A 16655-nucleotide genomic window follows, 5' to 3' on the forward strand; every position below is an offset into this window, starting at 1 on the left:
CTTGCGTGGATACGGTATTGAAACTCCGCCGAGGGTCGCCCTGTAAATGCAGCTCGATCCTGCATGTTGTTTGTGCCAGAACCCTCATATGCAGTGTTTTATTGCGTTGAAGCGGCGAGAGAAACCCATTTGGGCGAGTCGCTGGCGGGTCCTCTCACAGCGTTGAAATAGCAGATAGCCCATTCTGGACAAGTGCTGACATTGCGTTATTCCTCGCCTTTACGCAGGGGTAACTTGCTGCCTGTTGGCGGCCCGTTCGGGGCAATTGCTCGATATTGTACAAGGCATGCCCCGGGCGGCGGGAAAGGGTCAGGGCTGCCTTTCACGAAAATGCAACACACTGTGCGCACCATCCGCTTGCTATTGCTTTGTATGACAAATCTGGTGCATCGTGATTATGCAAGTCGTCTTGAAGACAAGATTGAGGGCTTTTCTGACACACCTTGCTGCCATTTCGGCGCCTTGATGCAGCTTTTGTGCATATAGCGTAGTGGTATGTAAAAAAATGTTGATGAAGAGTCTGGTCCATTACGTGATTAAGTATTAGAATCGCCATCTTTAAGTGGGTGGCTCATTTGATCATGAAGCCGCTAGCCCGCATGGCGCCATTGGTCCGGCGCCATTGAGTATTTCGTTTCATCACATCAAAACCATAAGGAATGACGGTCGAGCGCCAGGGTTGGCGGTAGCTCGGGACGATCAGACCACTCAGGGAATCATGATGTCCTCACTGCTCAATGATATACAGAGTGTCAATCTGTCGTATCTTCTGCTTGTGCAGCGCTTGTTGGTCGAAGATACGGAAATGGCGCTGGTACGCCTGGGTCTCGATCAAGAGATGGCGGATCTATTGTCTGGCATGAGTGTCAGTCAGCTGGTGTCGTTGTCGTCCTGCAATCAACTGCTGTGCGAGCTGGCGTTGGATGATGCCTCGCAGCTCAAGGGGGTATTGCAGGGTGGACGCGACCAGGATTTCAGCGCGATGCACACTGCCATGCTGCTGAATGCGCGTCAGAACGATGCTGGACTTCGCCAGGGGGGAGTCAGCTGATGACCCAGAAAAGTCTCGTCGATGAACTGCAACAGCTGCAGTTGGCAGTAGAGTTGATCGAACTGGGGGCCCGCCTGCAGGTGCTCGAGACGGAAACTGAGATCAGCCGCGCGCGTCTGGTCAAGCTGTACAAGGAAGTTCGGGGTGTCTCGCCGCCCAAGGGTATGCTGCCGTTTTCCACCGACTGGTTCATGACCTGGCAGCCCAATCTGCATGCATCGCTGTTCCACGGTTTCTACCGTCGGCTCAAGGCGCAGGGCGCGTCGCGCATGAATGCCTTCGTCAAGGCATATCGCTTCTACCTGGAGCATGTCGGCGAAGACGAGCCGGTGCTGGCGCTCACGCGCGCCTGGACACTGGTGCGCTTTTTCGAAAGTGATCTGCTGGAAGTGGCCAGCTGCAAGACCTGCAGTGGCCATTTCGTGGTGCACGCCCACACGCCATCACACGATTACGTGTGTGGCATCTGCCAGCCGCCATCGCGTGCCGGCAAGACGGCAGCCCGTCGCAAGGCCCGTGAAGAACTGGCACTGGAGCAGTCGGCAGCCGTCGCCAGTCTCGGCTGATAGCTGTCTCGTGTCAGCGAAGGCGCCAGGATGGCGCCAGGCGAACGAGCAAGACGAGCGTGCAAACACCAGAAGGCTTGCCCATCCCCGGGCAAGCCTTCTTGCGTTGTGCACCATTGATTGCCCGCCTGTCTCTGTGCCGACTGTTCGACCATGACTGTTTCGACCATGGTGCTTTCGACCATGGCTCATTCGGCCATTGTGCTTTCGCCCATGGCTCATTCGGCCATTGTGCTTTACACAACGACTGCCTCAACGAATATTCCGCCGTGACCCTAAAGACATGCTCAGCGACGCCGATAGTCAGATTCATGCGACGTTGACCGAATGCCAAGGGGGTTATTGTGTTGTTGTTCATAGGCTATCTAGTGGTCATCGGGTCCACCCTGGGCGGGTATCTGATGGTGGGCGGGCACCTGGCGGTGCTGATGCAGCCCGCGGAATTGCTCATCATCTGTGGCTCTGCCGTCGGCGCCTTTCTGGCCGGCAACAACGGCAAGGCCATCAAGGCCACCGGCAAGGCATTCTCGAAGTTGAAGCGCACGCGTGGCTACAACAAGTCCCTGTACATGGAAGTCATCGGGCTGCTGTATCTGCTGCTGTCGCGTGCCCGTCAGCAGGGCATGCTGGCGATCGAGCAGGACATCGACAATCCGCAGGAAAGCGCCTTGTTCGCCGAGTATCCACGCCTGCTCTCCGACCCCATTCTGATGAATTTCATCACCGACTACCTGCGCCTGATGGTCAGCGGCAACATGGACCCCTTCGAGCTCGAGTCGCTGATGGAACACGAGATCGAGACCTTCAAGCACGAGACCGAGATTCCGGTGCATTCCCTCTCGGCGGTGGCCGATGGTCTGCCGGCCTTCGGGATCGTCGCCGCCGTGATGGGGGTGGTGCATGCGCTGGCCTCGGCGGACCAGGGCGCCGCCCAGCTGGGCGTGTTGATCGCCAATGCCATGGTCGGCACCTTCCTCGGCATCCTTTTGGCCTATGGCTTCGTCACGCCGGTCGCCAACAAGATCCAGCACGAGGTGCACGAGGCCGTGAAGATGATGCAGTGCATTCGCGTCATCCTGATGGCCTCGCTCAATGGCTACGCTCCGCAGGTCGCGGTGGAATTCGGCCGCAAGGCGTTGTTCACCGCCGAGCGTCCCAGCTTCAACGAGCTGGAAGAGCATGTACGCGAGATCAAGAACAAGGGTGCGGGCTGATATGGCGATTCTGTCAGTCGCAAGTCCGTCTCTCGCAAGTGCGTCAGTCGCAAATGCGTCTCTCGCAAGTGCGTCAGTCGCAAGCGCGTCCGTCACCTGCGTGTCAGTGGCACAGGTGCCGCTGGCTGTCGTGGTCGAGGCAGTGGGTGTCTCTGGACTGAAGCTCGGAGGTCTCGATGAGTGAAGAGCGCAGACCCATCGTCATCAAGCGGCCGCGTATCGTCAAAGGGCATCACGGCGGTGGCTGGAAGATCGCCTACGCCGACTTCATGACCGCGATGATGGCCTTCTTCCTGGTGATGTGGGTGATCTCGAATGCCTCGGATGACGACCTGCGGGAAATCTCCGACTACTTCGGTGCACCGCTGGAAGTCTCGCTGCTGGGGGGCGATCGCAATTCGGCCTCCAGCAGTGCCATTCCCGGTGGCGGCTTCATGGCCGAGCAGACCCAGGGCGAGAAGGGCGCTGATCTGCAACGCCTGCAGCGCCAGGCGCTGGCCGATGATTCCCGCATGGCCGCCATTCGCGACGAGATCGATACCACCATGACGCAGCGCATGGCCGATGACGCGGACCTGGCCGAACTGCGTGAGCAGCTGCAGATCGAGTTGACCTCCGAAGGCTTGCGCATCCAGATCACCGATAGCGATCAGCACCCGATGTTCGCGTTGGGCAGCAAGCAACCCTCGCCACAACTGTCGCAGTTGCTTGGCTTGCTGGCGCCGATTCTCAAGCGGCTGCCCAATCATCTGAGCATCACCGGGCATACCGACAATCGTCCCTTCGTCGGTGAAGGCGGCTACGGCAACTGGGAGCTCTCCACCGATCGCGCCAATGCCGCGCGCCGCGTGCTGGGCAACAGTGGGCTGCCCTATGAGCGCATCGTGCGCGTGGTCGGCATGGGCTCGCGCATCAGCCTCGACAGCCAGAACCCCGAGGCCGCCATCAATCGTCGCATCAGCCTGATGGTGCTCAGCCAGTCGGCCTATCGCGATATCACCGACAGCAACGGCGTCAATCCCCGGCCCGCCGAGGACATCAACAGCCTGCGCGAGCGTCTCGAGCAGCTGGCAAGCCCGGTACGCGTGACGAATCCCGTCGCTGGCAGTCCTGTCACCGACAGCCCCGTCGCCTCCGGGCTGGACAGCTGAGTGCGCTCAAGGCGCCTCATGTCAGAACTCAAGCGGCGCCGCTTCCCGTGTGATAGCGCAATGACAGCCAGCGAGAACATGCATGGATATCAGTGAGTTTTACGACACCTTCTTCGAGGAGGCGCAGGAGCTGCTGGCCGAGATGGAACGCCTGCTGCTGGCGCTGGATGTCGAGGCGCCGGATGCCGAGCAGCTCAACGCCATCTTTCGTGCGGCCCATTCCATCAAGGGCGGCGCCGCGACCTTCGGCTTCACGGTCCTGCAGGACACCACCCATCACCTCGAGAACCTGCTGGACCGTGCCCGCCGTGGCGAGTTGCGGTTGAGCATTCAGCATATCGATCGCTTTCTGGAGACAAAGGACATGCTCGACGACCAGTTGGCGGCCTATCGCAATGCCCAGTCCCCCGACCCCGAGGCCTACGCGCATATCGTTGCGGTGCTCAAGCAGCTGGGCGAGGAGCCGTCGGTGATGGATGCCCCGAGCGTACCAGTGCCATCTGACATTGATGGCCCGGGGGCACCAGGGCCGTCAGGCGAAGCGTCTGCGCCAGTCGGCAGCGATATGGCCACGCCGTCTGCGCTCGAGCCACGGCCCAACGCCGACGCAAGTGTGCCGTTGCTCTCGGTCACTCTGATGTTCGTCGCCGACCGCGAGCGTGAACTGCTGATCGAAGAGCTGGCCAACCTCGGAGAGGTCATCTCCAGCAGCGGTGACGAGCAGGTATGTCGCGTCATCGTGAGTACCACGGTCAGCGCCGCGGATATCGAGGCGGTGCTGTGCTTCGTCATCGAGCCGGAGCAGATTCTGATCGAGCCCGCGACAGCTGCTCCACCAGCGGAGGTTGATGGCGTAGTTGATGACGTAGTGGGTGGCGTAGCGGATGGTCAGGTTGAAGCGGCTGTCGATGCAGGCTCGTCGGCAGATATCTCTTCCACTGGCATGGAAGAGTCGTCCTCCACTGGCGCGGCAGGGTCATCTGCCGCTACCCCGGCGAGTGGCGAGCGACGCAGCCAGTCGGGGCGGCGCGCCACTGATGCGCCCACTGAGCAGGGCTCCATCCGCGTCGGCGTCGACAAGGTCGATACCATCATCAACCTGGTCGGCGAGCTGATCATCACCCAGTCGATGCTGGAGCAGACGGCATCGGCGACCACGCCGCCGGATCAGGCGGCGCTGGTCAGTGGCATCAGCCAGCTGCAGCGCAATGCACGAGATCTGCAGGAAGCGGTGATGTCGGTGCGCATGATGCCGATGGACTACGTGTTCTCGCGGTTTCCGCGCCTGATTCGCGACCTTGCCTCGCGGCTGGGCAAGCAGGTCGAGCTGGTCAGCCAAGGGCATGACACCGAGCTGGACAAGAGCCTGATCGAGCGGATCATCGATCCGTTGACCCATCTGGTGCGCAACAGCCTCGATCATGGCATCGAATCGCCTAGCGAGCGTGAGGCGAGTGGCAAGAGCGCCCACGGCACCCTGACGCTGTCTGCCCGCCATCAGGGCGGCAATATCGTCATCGAGGTGATGGATGACGGCGCCGGCCTCGATCGCGCGCGCATTCTGGCCAAGGCGCGCAGCAACGGCCTGGCGGTCAGCGATGGCATGAGCGACGACGAGGTCTGGCAGCTGATCTTCGCCCCCGGCTTCTCGACGGCCGAGCAGGTCAGTGACGTCTCGGGGCGTGGAGTCGGCATGGATGTGGTCAAGCGCAACATCCAGGCGCTGGGCGGGCATGTGGAGCTTGCCTCCGTGACCGGGCAGGGCACCACCACGCGTATCGTGCTGCCGCTGACGCTGGCGATCCTCGAGGGCATGGCCATTCGCGTCGGCGAGGAAATCTACATCCTGCCGCTGTCGGTGGTGGTGGAGTCGTTGCAGCCGCAGGCCGACATGCTGTTCAGCATGGTCGGCAATGATCGCCTGCTGAAGGTGCGAGATGAATACCTGAGCCTGGTCGCCTTGCATGAGGTGTTCGCGGTACCGGGTGCCCAGACGCAGCCGGAGCAGGGCATCGTGGTGGTGGTGCAGGGCAAGGGGCGCCACTACGCCTTGCTGGTGGATGAGCTGATCGGTCAGCAGCAGGTGGTGGTCAAGAATCTCGAAAGGAATTATCGCAAGGTGCCGGGCGTCTCTTCGGCGACGATCCTAGGCGATGGGCGGGTGTCGCTGATTCTGGATGTTTCGGACCTGCATCGCCTCGCCAATCAGATGCCAGCGGTGCAGCGGCAGGCAGAGGTCGTCACTGAGTCGGCCATGCTCCGGGGCACCATCATGCCCCGGGACGCCATTGTCAGCTGAGGCGCTGGCCGTTCACCGGTCGCATCCTCGCCCCTTGCGCCTCGGCGCGAAGCTCCACCCCATCACAGACAGGAGATGAGCATGTCTCACACTCAAGTTGCCGCGGCGCAGACGTCCAATGTCGGCCTGGCGCAGGACCACGCCTCCAAGGTCAATGACGGCGGCGAATACCTGGTATTCAGCCTCGGCGAGGAGCACTACGCCGTGGATATCCTCAAGGTGCAGGAGATTCGTGGTTACGAGAACGTCACGCGTATCGCCAATGCACCGGCCTTCATCAAGGGCGTGACCAACCTGCGTGGCGTCATCGTGCCGATCGTCGATCTGCGGCTGAAGTTTCAACTGGGGCAGGCTGAATACACGGCGCAGACGGTGGTCATCGTGATCAATATCGGTGAGCGTGTGGTCGGCATCGTCGTCGATGGTGTCTCCGATGTGATCAGCCTCGCGGCCGATCAGGTGCTGCCGCCGCCGGAATTCGGTGCGCGCATGAACAGTGACTTCCTGGCGGGGCTGGCGACCGTCAATGACCACATGCTGCTGATCATGGATATCGAGCACATGATGACCAGTGATGAAATGGCGCTGATGGAGCCCGCGGCGCAGCCGGCATGACCTGCTGTCTCGCGGCATGAGTCAGGCGCAATAGGCGGCATGTTGCCTGCGGCGTGTGCTCGCCTGATCTCGCGAGCTTTTCCACCCGTTTCGTCTCGAGCGCCGCTGGCCTGCTGGTCAGCGGCGTTCTTGCGTTCAAGAACGGCCGACAGCGGCCGATAAGGTGTGCACCACAAGGTCGTGGGCGGCTGTACCGGGCAATGACGGTCATGCTGCCGGTCAGTGGTCTCGCCGGGTCAATGACGATCACGCTGTGACGAGTACGAGGCTAAGCAAGGGCAATGCGAAACAATCAGCCGGTGACGGCAAGGGAATACCCCATTGGTGAGCATGACTACCTGATCTCGCGTACCGATCTCAAGGGACGCATCACCTACGCCAACTCTGTCTTCATCGAGGTCAGTGGCTTCACGCGTGATGCCTTGATCGGTGCGCCGCACAATCTGGTGCGCCACCCCGACATGCCAGAAGCCGCCTTCGAGAATCTTTGGTCGACGCTCAAGCAAGGCGAAAGCTGGCAGGGACTGGTCAAGAATCGACGCGAGAACGGCGACTATTACTGGGTCGACGCCTGTGTGACGCCGCTGATCGAGCAGGGCGAGGTGATGGGGTTTGCCTCGGTGCGCGTCAAGGCCAGTCGCGAGCAGATCGCCCAGGCCGAGCAGGTCTACGCGGGCCTCAAGCAGGGCAAGCGCGACTATCGCTTGAGCAAGGGCCGCATCGTGCGTGCTGGCCTTACGGGGGCCTTCCAGCGCCTCACCCAGTGGCGCATGGCGCCGCGTATCGCGCTGCTGGCCGCACTGCCGCTGGTGGGCGGAGCCTTGATGGGCAGCGAGCTGCTGCAGGTGCTGGCCGATAGCCAGGCGCATGCACGTACCGTGCTGGCCCAGCTGTCTGCCGAGCTACCCGCGGCGCAGCTGGCGACGCTCGAGCAGCGCCAACAAGCGCTTGAGGCGAGCCATGCGCGTCTGGAGTGGGGGCTGTGGATCGCCTTCGCTGGTGTGGGCGTGGTGTCGCTATGGTTGGCGCTGCGTACCTACCGCAGTCTGGTTCGTCCGCTGCGCAGCACACTGGATTTCGCGCGCCAGATCGCCGCGGGCAATCTTTCCCAGTCGATGACGCTGGCGGGCAATGATGAGATGGCACGTCTGGTGCGAGCGCTGGACAGCATGCGCAAGTCGCTGGTCGGCATCGTCAGCGAGGTCAATGCGGGCATCAATGTGGTCAGGCCTGCCGCTGGCGACATGGCACACGGCAATCAGGAATTCTCGGCGCGGGTCGAACAGCAGGCGGCATCGCTGGAAGAGACGGCGGCCAGCATGGAGCAGATGACCGGCACCGTGCGCCAGAATGCCGACAATGCCATCCAGGTCTCGCAACTGGCTGATCAGGCCACGCGCTCCTCCAATGAAGGTGGCGAGGCGATGCAGGCGGTGGTGGTCCGCATGCAGGGGATTACCGCCACCTCTGAAAAGATGGCCGACATCATCAAGGTGATCGACTCGATCGCCTTCCAGACCAACCTGCTGGCCCTCAATGCCTCGGTGGAGGCCGCACGCGCCGGTGAACATGGTCGCGGCTTTGCCGTGGTGGCCGGTGAGGTGCGCAATCTGGCCTCTCGCAGCGCCGAGGCGGCGCGCGAGATCAAGGCGCTGATCGACACCACCCAGCGGGAGATCAGTGATGGCGGGGATCAGGTCGAGGCGGCGCGCGGCACCATGGAGGCGATCGTGACCGGCATCTCGCGGGTCAATGACCTGATCGCCGAGATCTCCTCGGCCTCGCGTGAGCAGAGCGGCGGTATCGAGCAGATCAATACCGCCATCAACGAGATGGACCAGGCCACTCAGCAGAACGCCCAGCGTGTGATGAGCAGCGCCCATCTGGCGCAGGATCTCGAGCGTTCGGTCGCGGGGCTGTCGCATGCGGTCAACGTCTTCCGCTTTGGCGGCGAAGGCCCGGAGCAGATCCCCGCACGTCTGCCGGGGGACGCATCAGCCGAGCAGTCTTCTTCTGTGCACGCTCAGGCCGCGACTCGAGCGCAGGTGCCTGGTGGCTCACAGGGCTCGCGACGGTGACAGATCTCACGCCGCCACCCGTCTGGTCCGCCCCGTCACCGGCCTCCCATGCCCTCGGGCGGGACCTGGTGATGACCGATGACGACTTCGAGCGCATCGCGCGCCTCATCTATCAGCGCGCCGGCATCGTGCTGGCGCGTCACAAGCGTGAGATGGTCTACAGCCGTCTGTCACGCCGGCTCAGAGTGCATGGTCTGACACGTTTCCATGACTATCTGACCATGCTGGAGGCCAGCCTGAGTCGCAGTGATCACGACGAGTGGCCTGCCTTCATCAATGCGCTGACCACCAATCTGACCGCGTTCTTTCGCGAGCCCCATCACTTCGTGATGCTCGAGAACTTCCTGCGCGAGCGCCTGCAGCGTCAGGTGTCGGGTCAGCGAGCGCCGCTGCGTATCTGGTGCGCGGCCGCCTCGACCGGGGAGGAGCCCTATTCCATCGCGATGGTACTGCGCGAGGTGTTGGGGGCCGCGGCGAATCAGGTCGAGCTGATCGCCACCGATATCGACACGGATGCGCTGCGGGAAGCCGAACTCGGCATCTACCCCTTCGAGCGCATCGCCAAACTGGGTGAGCAACGCTGCAAGCGCTTCATGCTGCGTGGCAGCGGCAGTCGCCAGGGGCAGGTGAGGGTGCGCCCGGAGATCAAGCAGCTGGTGCGCTTTCGCCACCTGAATCTGCTGGATAGCCTCTGGGACCTCGGTAGCGGCTTTGACGTGATCTTCTGTCGCAACGTGATGATCTACTTCGACAAGCAGACCCAGTCACGTCTGCTGGACCGCTTCGCACTGATGCTCAAGCCCGATGGACTGTTGTTTGCCGGTCATTCCGAGAATTTCTCATGGCTCAATGATGCCTTCACGCTGCGCGGCCAGACGGTCTATACCCTGTCTCGCCGCCGGACGGAGGGCGCGTGATGCGTCGTGATGGCTGGTGATGATTCCCTTTCCCTTACCCACTCTCCAGGAGTGTCTGGATGCCTACTCCCGCTTCATCGTCATGCTCGGTCTCAAGCTCAAATGCTGGTTCAAGGTCAGATTCGAACTCAAGTGCAGCTGCTGGCGCAGGCACGTCCCAGGCCGGGGCCGGGCGCATGATCCGTGTGCTGTGTGTCGATGACTCCGCGCTGATCCGTGAGTTGATGGCAGAGATCATCAATGCCCAGCCTGACATGCAGGTCGTGGCCACCGCGCCGGACCCGCTGGTCGCGCGAGACCTGATCAAGCGTCACGAGCCGGATGTGCTGACGCTGGATGTGGAAATGCCGCGCATGGATGGGCTGGACTTCCTCGAGCGCCTGATGCGTCTGCGGCCGATGCCGGTGGTGATGGTGTCTTCGCTGACCGAGCGCGGCGGGGAAATCACGCTGCGCGCGCTGGAGCTGGGCGCGGTGGATTTCGTCTCCAAGCCGCGTCTGGGCATACGTGGCGGCATGCTCGAGTATGCCGAGACGATTGCCGACAAGATTCGCGCCGCCGCGCGGGCGCGTGTGCGGCCTGCGGGTCGCGCCGTGACGTCGCCATCTGCTGGCGGTGCACAGGCCGGCTCGGTTCTGTCCACTACGGCCCTGTCCAATTCGGCTCAGTCCCACCCTTATCCATCCAGTCTGGCAAATAGGTCAGTCGCCGCTTCGGTCAGTCAGGGTACGCTTGGTCAGGATACGGTCAGTCCGTCTGCGGCCGCTGCTGCCAGCCGACGGCCATTGCTGTCGAGCGAGAAGCTGATCGCGGTGGGGGCCTCGACCGGCGGGACCGAGGCGATACGCGCGGTGTTGCAGTCGTTACCGGCGGATGCGCCGGCCATTCTGGTGACTCAGCACATGCCGCCGGGCTTCACGCGCTCGTTCGCCGAGCGACTCAATGGACTGTGTCGTATCGCCGTCAAGGAAGCTGCGCACGGTGAGCGCATCCTGCCGGGGCATGCCTATATCGCGCCTGGCGACGCCCACCTGACGCTGTCGCGCAGCGGGGCCAACTATGTGGTAACCCTCGATCAGCGTCCGCCGGTCAATCGTCACCGCCCATCGGTGGATGTGCTGTTCGATTCCGTGGCGCGGGTGGCCGGTCGCAACGCCGTGGGCGTGATCCTGACCGGCATGGGCCGCGACGGCGCGCGGGGGTTGTTGCAGATGCGCGAAGCCGGCGCCCACACCATCGCCCAGGACGAGCAAAGCTGCGTGGTCTACGGCATGCCGCGGGAAGCCGTCGAGCTCGGGGCCGCACAAAGCGTGTTGCCGTTGAGTCGCATCAGTGGGCATCTGCTCCACCAGGCACAGCTGGCCGGGCGTTCGCAACGCGTCTAGACCGCTTCGATCTGCCTGGGCGTGGAGGTAAATGGGTGTGAGTTGCCGGCAAGGAGAAGATGGCCGCAGAGGGTAAAGTCTGCCGGCTTGTGGCCGATAACCCCCTCACAAGGCTGGAATTTTCAGCCGTTCCCTCATGTGATTCTGGAAGAGAGCCCGACCGCTGATGGCCGACAAGAACCTGCGAATCCTCGTCGTCGACGACTTTCCCACCATGCGTCGGATCGTGCGCAACCTGCTCAAGGAGCTCGGCTTCATCAATGTGGAGGAAGCCGAAGATGGGCAACAGGCATTGGAGTTCCTGAATCAAGGCAGCTTCGAGCTGGTGATCTCCGACTGGAACATGCCCAACCTCGATGGGCTCGAGATGCTCAGACGCGTGCGTGCCAATCCCGCCACGACCACGTTGCCGGTGCTGATGGTCACCGCTGAGGCCAAGAAGGAAAACATCATTGCCGCCGCCCAGGCCGGTGCCAGTGGCTATGTGGTCAAGCCCTTCACGGCGGCGGTGCTGGAAGAGAAGCTGGGCAAGGTCTTCGAGAAACACGGCCTCTGAGCCATCGCGCCACGTTGGCCGGGCCACGCTGGCCGCGTCACGCTGGTCAGGCAAGGCTGGCGCGGTCAGCGTAGTTGGTCACATCAAGGAGGGTGTCATGAGTCATCTGGAATCATCATCTGAACCCCAGTCATCCTCGGGCGCTGATCCTGGTGTGATGGCGCGCGATGGGGCAGCCACCCTCGCCAGGGCGGGGGATAGCAGCGAAGACCTGATTCGGCGTATCGGCCAGCTGACGCGCATGCTGCGCGACAACATGCGTGAGCTGGGGCTGGATCGGGAGATCGAACGTGCTGCCGAGGCGATCCCCGATGCTCGTGATCGCCTCAATTACGTGGCCAGCAAGACGGAACAGGCAGCAGATCGTGCCCTCAATGCCTGTGAGCGGGCCCAGCCGCTGCAGGATGCCCTGGCCAGTGAGGCGAAGTCGCTCAGCGGGCGCTGGGACGCCTGGTTTGCCGAGCCGGTGGCCCTGGATCAGGCGCGTGAACTGGTGATCGACACGCGTGCCTATCTGGCCGTGGTGCCTGATCAGACCAGCGCCACCAACAGCGAATTGCTCGAGATCATGATGGCGCAGGATTTCCAGGACCTTACCGGTCAGGTGATCAAGCGCATGATGGATGTCATCCAGCAGATCGAGATGCAGCTGTTGCAGTTGCTGCTCGACAATGTCCCGGAGGGCCATGCACGTTCGGCGCTGGCGCCTTCCGGACAGGCCGTCACCACAGCGACCGCTGCAGGGCTTTCGGAAGCAGCGCTTTCAGCCTCGGCGTTGGATGAGCAGGCAGCCCCCGGCGACGTGGACGCCCAGTCTGGCGCCTTGCTCAATGGCCCCCAGGTGCGAGCCGATGCACCGGGGGTGGTCGCCAGTCAGGATGAGGTCGATGACCTGCTGGATAGCCTCGGTTTCTAGCCGCCTTCCCGGTAGTGGCTCCTGCTGGTCCTTGTTCTTCATACCTTGCCCGTCCACGTCCCGTAAGGCGGGCAAGGGCGTTTTTGGGCGCTATTCCGCGCTTTGATCCCAGCCGTGCTTGGCACAATAAGCCCCATTCTCGGCATGATGCGTTCGCCGTGCGCGCCAGTGTGAGCGAGCGTCATGCTCCCAGGCAGTCCAGGCAGATGCGATCCCAGGCAAGCGGAGTAGCCGGTGGCTGACGAGCAGAGCAGCGACGACAAGACAGAAGACGCCACGCCCCACCGAATACAGAAGGCCCGCGAGGAAGGGCAGGTGCCCCGCTCGCGGGAGCTTGCGACCTTTCTGTTGCTGGGCGGAGGTGCGGCAGGCCTGTGGCTGTTGGCGGGGCCGCTTGGCGACACCCTGGAGCGAGTGCTGGGCGCCTCGTTCGGCTTTGATCGCGCTCAGGCACTCGACAGTCGCGTGATGCTTGCCAATGCCTTGATGCTGGGCCAGGAGGCCTTGCTGGCACTGTTGCCGTTGTTCGCCCTGCTGATGGTGCTGGCGCTGGTCGGCCCGGTGCTGCTGGGCGGCTGGATGTTCTCCACCAAGTCGCTGGCGCCGTCGCTGGGCAAGCTCAATCCCGTCAAGGGGCTGGGCCGGATGGTGTCCTCCCAGGCGCTGGCCGAGCTGCTCAAGACCATCGCCAAGTCGATACTGGTCGGTGGCGTGGTGGTGATGTATCTGCATGCCCAGCGCCAGGAATTGATGGCGCTGATGATGATGCCGCTGGGCAACGCCATGGCGGATGCGCTGGCGATCGTGGCGCGCTGTACGGCGCTGGCGATATTGATGCTGATCGTGCCGACGCTGATGGATGTGCCGTATCAGTTGTGGAGTCACGCCAAGAAGCTGCGCATGAGCCTCGAGGAGATCAAGCGCGAGCACAAGGAGACGGATGGCGACCCGCAGATCAAGGCGCGCATCCGTCAGCAGCAGCAGGCCATGGCGCGCGCGCGCATGATGAGCGCCGTACCCACTGCCGATGTCATCGTCAACAATCCGACGCACTACTCGGTGGCGCTGGTCTATCACGAGGGCGACATGCGCGCACCGCGGGTGGTGGCCAAGGGGCGTGATGAGGTGGCGCTGCGCATTCGTGAAGTGGGCGAGGCAAACGGGGTGCCGATGCTGAGTGCGCCGCCCCTGGCGCGTGCCCTGCACACCCATGTCGATCTCGAGCAGGAAATTCCCATTGCGCTCTATCAGGTGATCGCCGAGGTGCTGGCCTGGGCGATGCGTCTCAAGCGGGCGCGCCAGCAGGGTGGCCTGCGCCCGAGTCTGCCGGTAGATCTGTCCGTTCCCGATGAGTATCAGGTGCCGGAGGAGGCGCAAGGGGCGGCTGAGGAGGCTGGCCCGCCAGGCGCCGAGCGTGATGACGGGGAGCCGGCAGCCGAAGCTGAGGATTCAGCCGCAGGCGCGATGTCTTCTGATCATGATTCTGATGACGCCGATGCCGGGGCGGTGTTCCAGCCCAGCGCCAAGCCCGGGCCGGACAGTGATGCGACGACGGATCCTCGCGTCGGAAGTTGATGATCGAAGTTGAGGCCCGAACTTGATAACCGTCCTGCTGCCCGATGCTGCTGCCCGAGCCCCATGACTGACCGCCATTTCTGCACCCCAAGCCCGGGCCGCTGCGCAGCATGCGCAATGCCCTTCACGATCGATGAGCCGCTTGCATGAATACCTTGCTGACACTGTTTGACCGCGTGGGGCTCAACACCTCCAGCCAGCTGAAGGTGCTGGCCGGTCCGCTGCTGATCATGATGATCCTGTCGATGATGGTGTTGCCGCTGGCGCCCTTCATTCTCGATCTGCTGTTCACCTTCAATATCGCGCTGTCGATCATGATCCTGATGGTCAGCATGTTTGCGCAGAAGCCGCTGGATTTCTCGGCCTTCCCCGCGGTGCTGCTGTTCTCGACCTTGCTGCGCCTGTCCCTCAATGTCGCCTCGACGCGGGTGGTGCTGCTGGAAGGTCACAACGGCGGTGACTCGGCGGGCAAGGTCATCGAGGCCTTCGGCCAGTTTCTGGTAGGCGGCAACTTCGCCGTCGGCCTGGTGGTGTTCTCGATTCTGGTCATCATCAACTTCATGGTCATCACCAAGGGTGCCGGGCGTATCGCCGAGGTCGGCGCACGCTTCACGCTGGACGCCATGCCCGGCAAGCAGATGGCGATCGATGCCGATCTCAACGCCGGCCTGATCGGCGAAGACCAGGCGCGCGAGCGCCGCCGGGAAGTGTCGCAGGAATCCGATTTCTTCGGCTCGATGGACGGTGCCAGCAAATTCGTGCGCGGCGATGCGGTGGCGGGGCTGGTGATCATGGTGGTCAATATCATCGGCGGGCTGATCATCGGGGTCGGTCAGCACGACCTGAGCATGTCCGATGCGGCGCGCACCTATACGCTGCTGACCATCGGCGATGGCCTGGTGGCCCAGATTCCGTCGTTGGTCATCTCGACCGCCGCGGGGGTGATGGTGTCGCGGGTCAACACCAATGAAGACGTCGGTCAGCAGATGATCGGCCAGCTGTTCAAGAGCTCGCAGGTACTGTGGTTGGCGGCTGGCGTGATGGGGCTGCTGGGTCTGGTACCGGGCATGCCCAACATGGTCTTCATTCTCTTCACCTTGCTGCTGGCGGGGCTGGGGTGGTGGGCCTCCCAGCGCGAGAAGGAGGGCAGCAGCGAGACGAAGGAAGAGGCGGCGCCCGCGCCTGCGGCGGCCGTGCAGGAAGTCAGCGAGGCCAGCTGGGATGACGTGCGACTGGTGGAGCCGCTGGCGATGGAGGTCGGTCATCGCCTGATCGCGATGGTCGACATGCGCCAGGGCGGTGAGTTGCTGGCGCGCATCAAGGGGGTGCGTCGCAAGTACGCCCAGGAGATCGGGTTCCTGCCGCCGGTGGTGCATATCCGCGACAACCTCGAGCTTGGGCCCAATCAGTATGTCATCAGCCTCAAGGGTGCTGAGGTCGGGCGGGGCGAGGCCTATCCGGGCCGCTGGCTGGCGATCAATCCGGGCAAGGTGTCCGGCAAGCTGCCGGGCGTGGCCACCACCGAGCCGGCCTTCGGTCTGGCCGCCACCTGGATCGAGCCGGAAACCCGCGAGCAGGCCCAGGTCTATGGCTACACGGTGGTCGATACCCCGACCGTGATCACGACCCACCTCAATCATCTGATGACTCGCCATGCCGATCAGCTGCTCGGGCGCAGTGAGGTCAGCAAGCTGCTCGAGAAGCTGGGCCCGCAGGATGGCGGTCTGGTGGAGGAAGTGGTGCCGGCCTTGATCAGTCAGGGCACCCTGCAGCGTATCCTGCACAACCTGCTGGATGAGGAGGTCTCGATTCGCGACATGCGTACCATCCTCGAGGCGCTCGCGGAACATGCCCCGCACAGCAAGGACCCCAACGACCTGACCGCTATGGTGCGCGTCGCGCTCGGGCGTGCCATCACCCAGTACTGGTTCGGCGCCGAGCGCGTCTTGCGCGTGATCGGTCTGGAGGCGCAGCTCGAGCAGGTGCTGATGCAGGCCTTGAGCAGTGGCAATGCGCTGGAGCCCGGCCTTGCCGATACCCTGATGCAGCATGCCGAGAATGCCGTCGCCGCGCAGGACGCCAATGGCGAGCCCAGCGTGCTGGTGGTCGGGCATGCGCTGCGACCCTTGGTGGGGCGCTTCCTGCGTCGTCGCTTCAAGAGCCTGGCGGTGCTGTCCCAGGCAGAGATTCCCGATGACCGCGAGCTGCGGGTCACGCAGATGATCGGGGGTCGTGCGGCGTGACGACGGGGCAGCGCGACTCACCACCGAGCAAGACAACAACATGCCGCAAAGGCAGAGAAGTGCGACAGGGAAGGCGCCGGCAAGGGGTG

General features: G+C 63.0%; 13 protein-coding genes. All 13 read left to right on the forward strand.

Translation table 11 applies throughout. The annotated features are described in order from the left end of the window. The first annotated feature begins 721 nt into the window (after positions 1 to 721). The 13 genes from flhD (at position 722) to flhA (ending at position 16566) form a co-directional block, all read left to right on the forward strand. Complete coding sequence (gene flhD / locus MSG32_RS04740; RefSeq protein ID WP_159055718.1) at positions 722 to 1051, forward strand: flagellar transcriptional regulator FlhD; 330 nt, start codon at positions 722 to 724, stop codon at positions 1049 to 1051. Then, complete coding sequence (gene flhC, locus MSG32_RS04745) at positions 1051 to 1617, forward strand: flagellar transcriptional regulator FlhC (RefSeq protein ID WP_054556600.1); 567 nt, start codon at positions 1051 to 1053, stop codon at positions 1615 to 1617. The genes flhD and flhC overlap by 1 nt, the downstream gene beginning before the upstream one ends. A gap of 344 nt (positions 1618 to 1961) precedes the next feature. Beyond that, complete coding sequence (gene motA / locus MSG32_RS04750) at positions 1962 to 2831, forward strand: flagellar motor stator protein MotA (protein ID WP_176677172.1); 870 nt, start codon at positions 1962 to 1964, stop codon at positions 2829 to 2831. A gap of 176 nt (positions 2832 to 3007) precedes the next feature. After that, the gene (gene motB, locus MSG32_RS04755) at positions 3008 to 3982 is read left to right on the forward strand and encodes a flagellar motor protein MotB (protein ID WP_131432099.1); all 975 of its coding nucleotides are present in this window, start codon (positions 3008 to 3010) and stop codon (positions 3980 to 3982) included. Positions 3983 to 4064: 82 nt separating this feature from the next. Beyond that, positions 4065 to 6281, forward strand: coding sequence for a chemotaxis protein CheA (gene cheA, locus MSG32_RS04760; protein ID WP_248378121.1), 2217 nt, complete (start codon positions 4065 to 4067; stop codon positions 6279 to 6281). Between the two features lie 81 nt (positions 6282 to 6362). After that, complete coding sequence (locus MSG32_RS04765) at positions 6363 to 6896, forward strand: chemotaxis protein CheW (RefSeq protein WP_215822765.1); 534 nt, start codon at positions 6363 to 6365, stop codon at positions 6894 to 6896. Between the two features lie 281 nt (positions 6897 to 7177). Beyond that, positions 7178 to 8974, forward strand: coding sequence for a PAS domain-containing methyl-accepting chemotaxis protein (locus tag MSG32_RS04770; protein WP_248378123.1), 1797 nt, complete (start codon positions 7178 to 7180; stop codon positions 8972 to 8974). 71 nt (positions 8975 to 9045) lie between these two features. Next, a complete protein-coding gene (locus MSG32_RS04775) occupies positions 9046 to 9891 on the forward strand; it encodes a CheR family methyltransferase (RefSeq protein ID WP_248378126.1) in 846 nt (281 codons plus the stop codon). Positions 9892 to 10067: 176 nt separating this feature from the next. Next, positions 10068 to 11276, forward strand: a complete 1209-nt coding sequence (locus tag MSG32_RS04780; protein WP_248378128.1) for a chemotaxis response regulator protein-glutamate methylesterase — start codon at positions 10068 to 10070, stop codon at positions 11274 to 11276. Between the two features lie 166 nt (positions 11277 to 11442). After that, entirely contained in the window at positions 11443 to 11832 is a 390-nt protein-coding gene (gene cheY, locus MSG32_RS04785; RefSeq protein WP_248378130.1) for a chemotaxis response regulator CheY, read from the forward strand. Positions 11833 to 11989: 157 nt separating this feature from the next. Continuing rightward, positions 11990 to 12748: a protein phosphatase CheZ gene (cheZ, locus tag MSG32_RS04790; RefSeq protein WP_248378433.1), complete on the forward strand. Its 759-nt coding sequence runs from the start codon at positions 11990 to 11992 to the stop codon at positions 12746 to 12748. A 234-nt stretch (positions 12749 to 12982) separates the two neighbouring features. Next, a complete protein-coding gene (flhB, locus tag MSG32_RS04795; RefSeq protein WP_248378132.1) occupies positions 12983 to 14323 on the forward strand; it encodes a flagellar biosynthesis protein FlhB in 1341 nt (446 codons plus the stop codon). A gap of 146 nt (positions 14324 to 14469) precedes the next feature. After that, the gene (gene flhA / locus MSG32_RS04800) at positions 14470 to 16566 is read left to right on the forward strand and encodes a flagellar biosynthesis protein FlhA (RefSeq protein ID WP_248378140.1); all 2097 of its coding nucleotides are present in this window, start codon (positions 14470 to 14472) and stop codon (positions 16564 to 16566) included. The last annotated feature ends 89 nt before the right edge of the window (positions 16567 to 16655 follow it).

This window comes from Cobetia sp. 1CM21F (assembly GCF_023161745.1).
GTDB lineage: Bacteria > Pseudomonadota > Gammaproteobacteria > Pseudomonadales > Halomonadaceae > Cobetia > Cobetia amphilecti.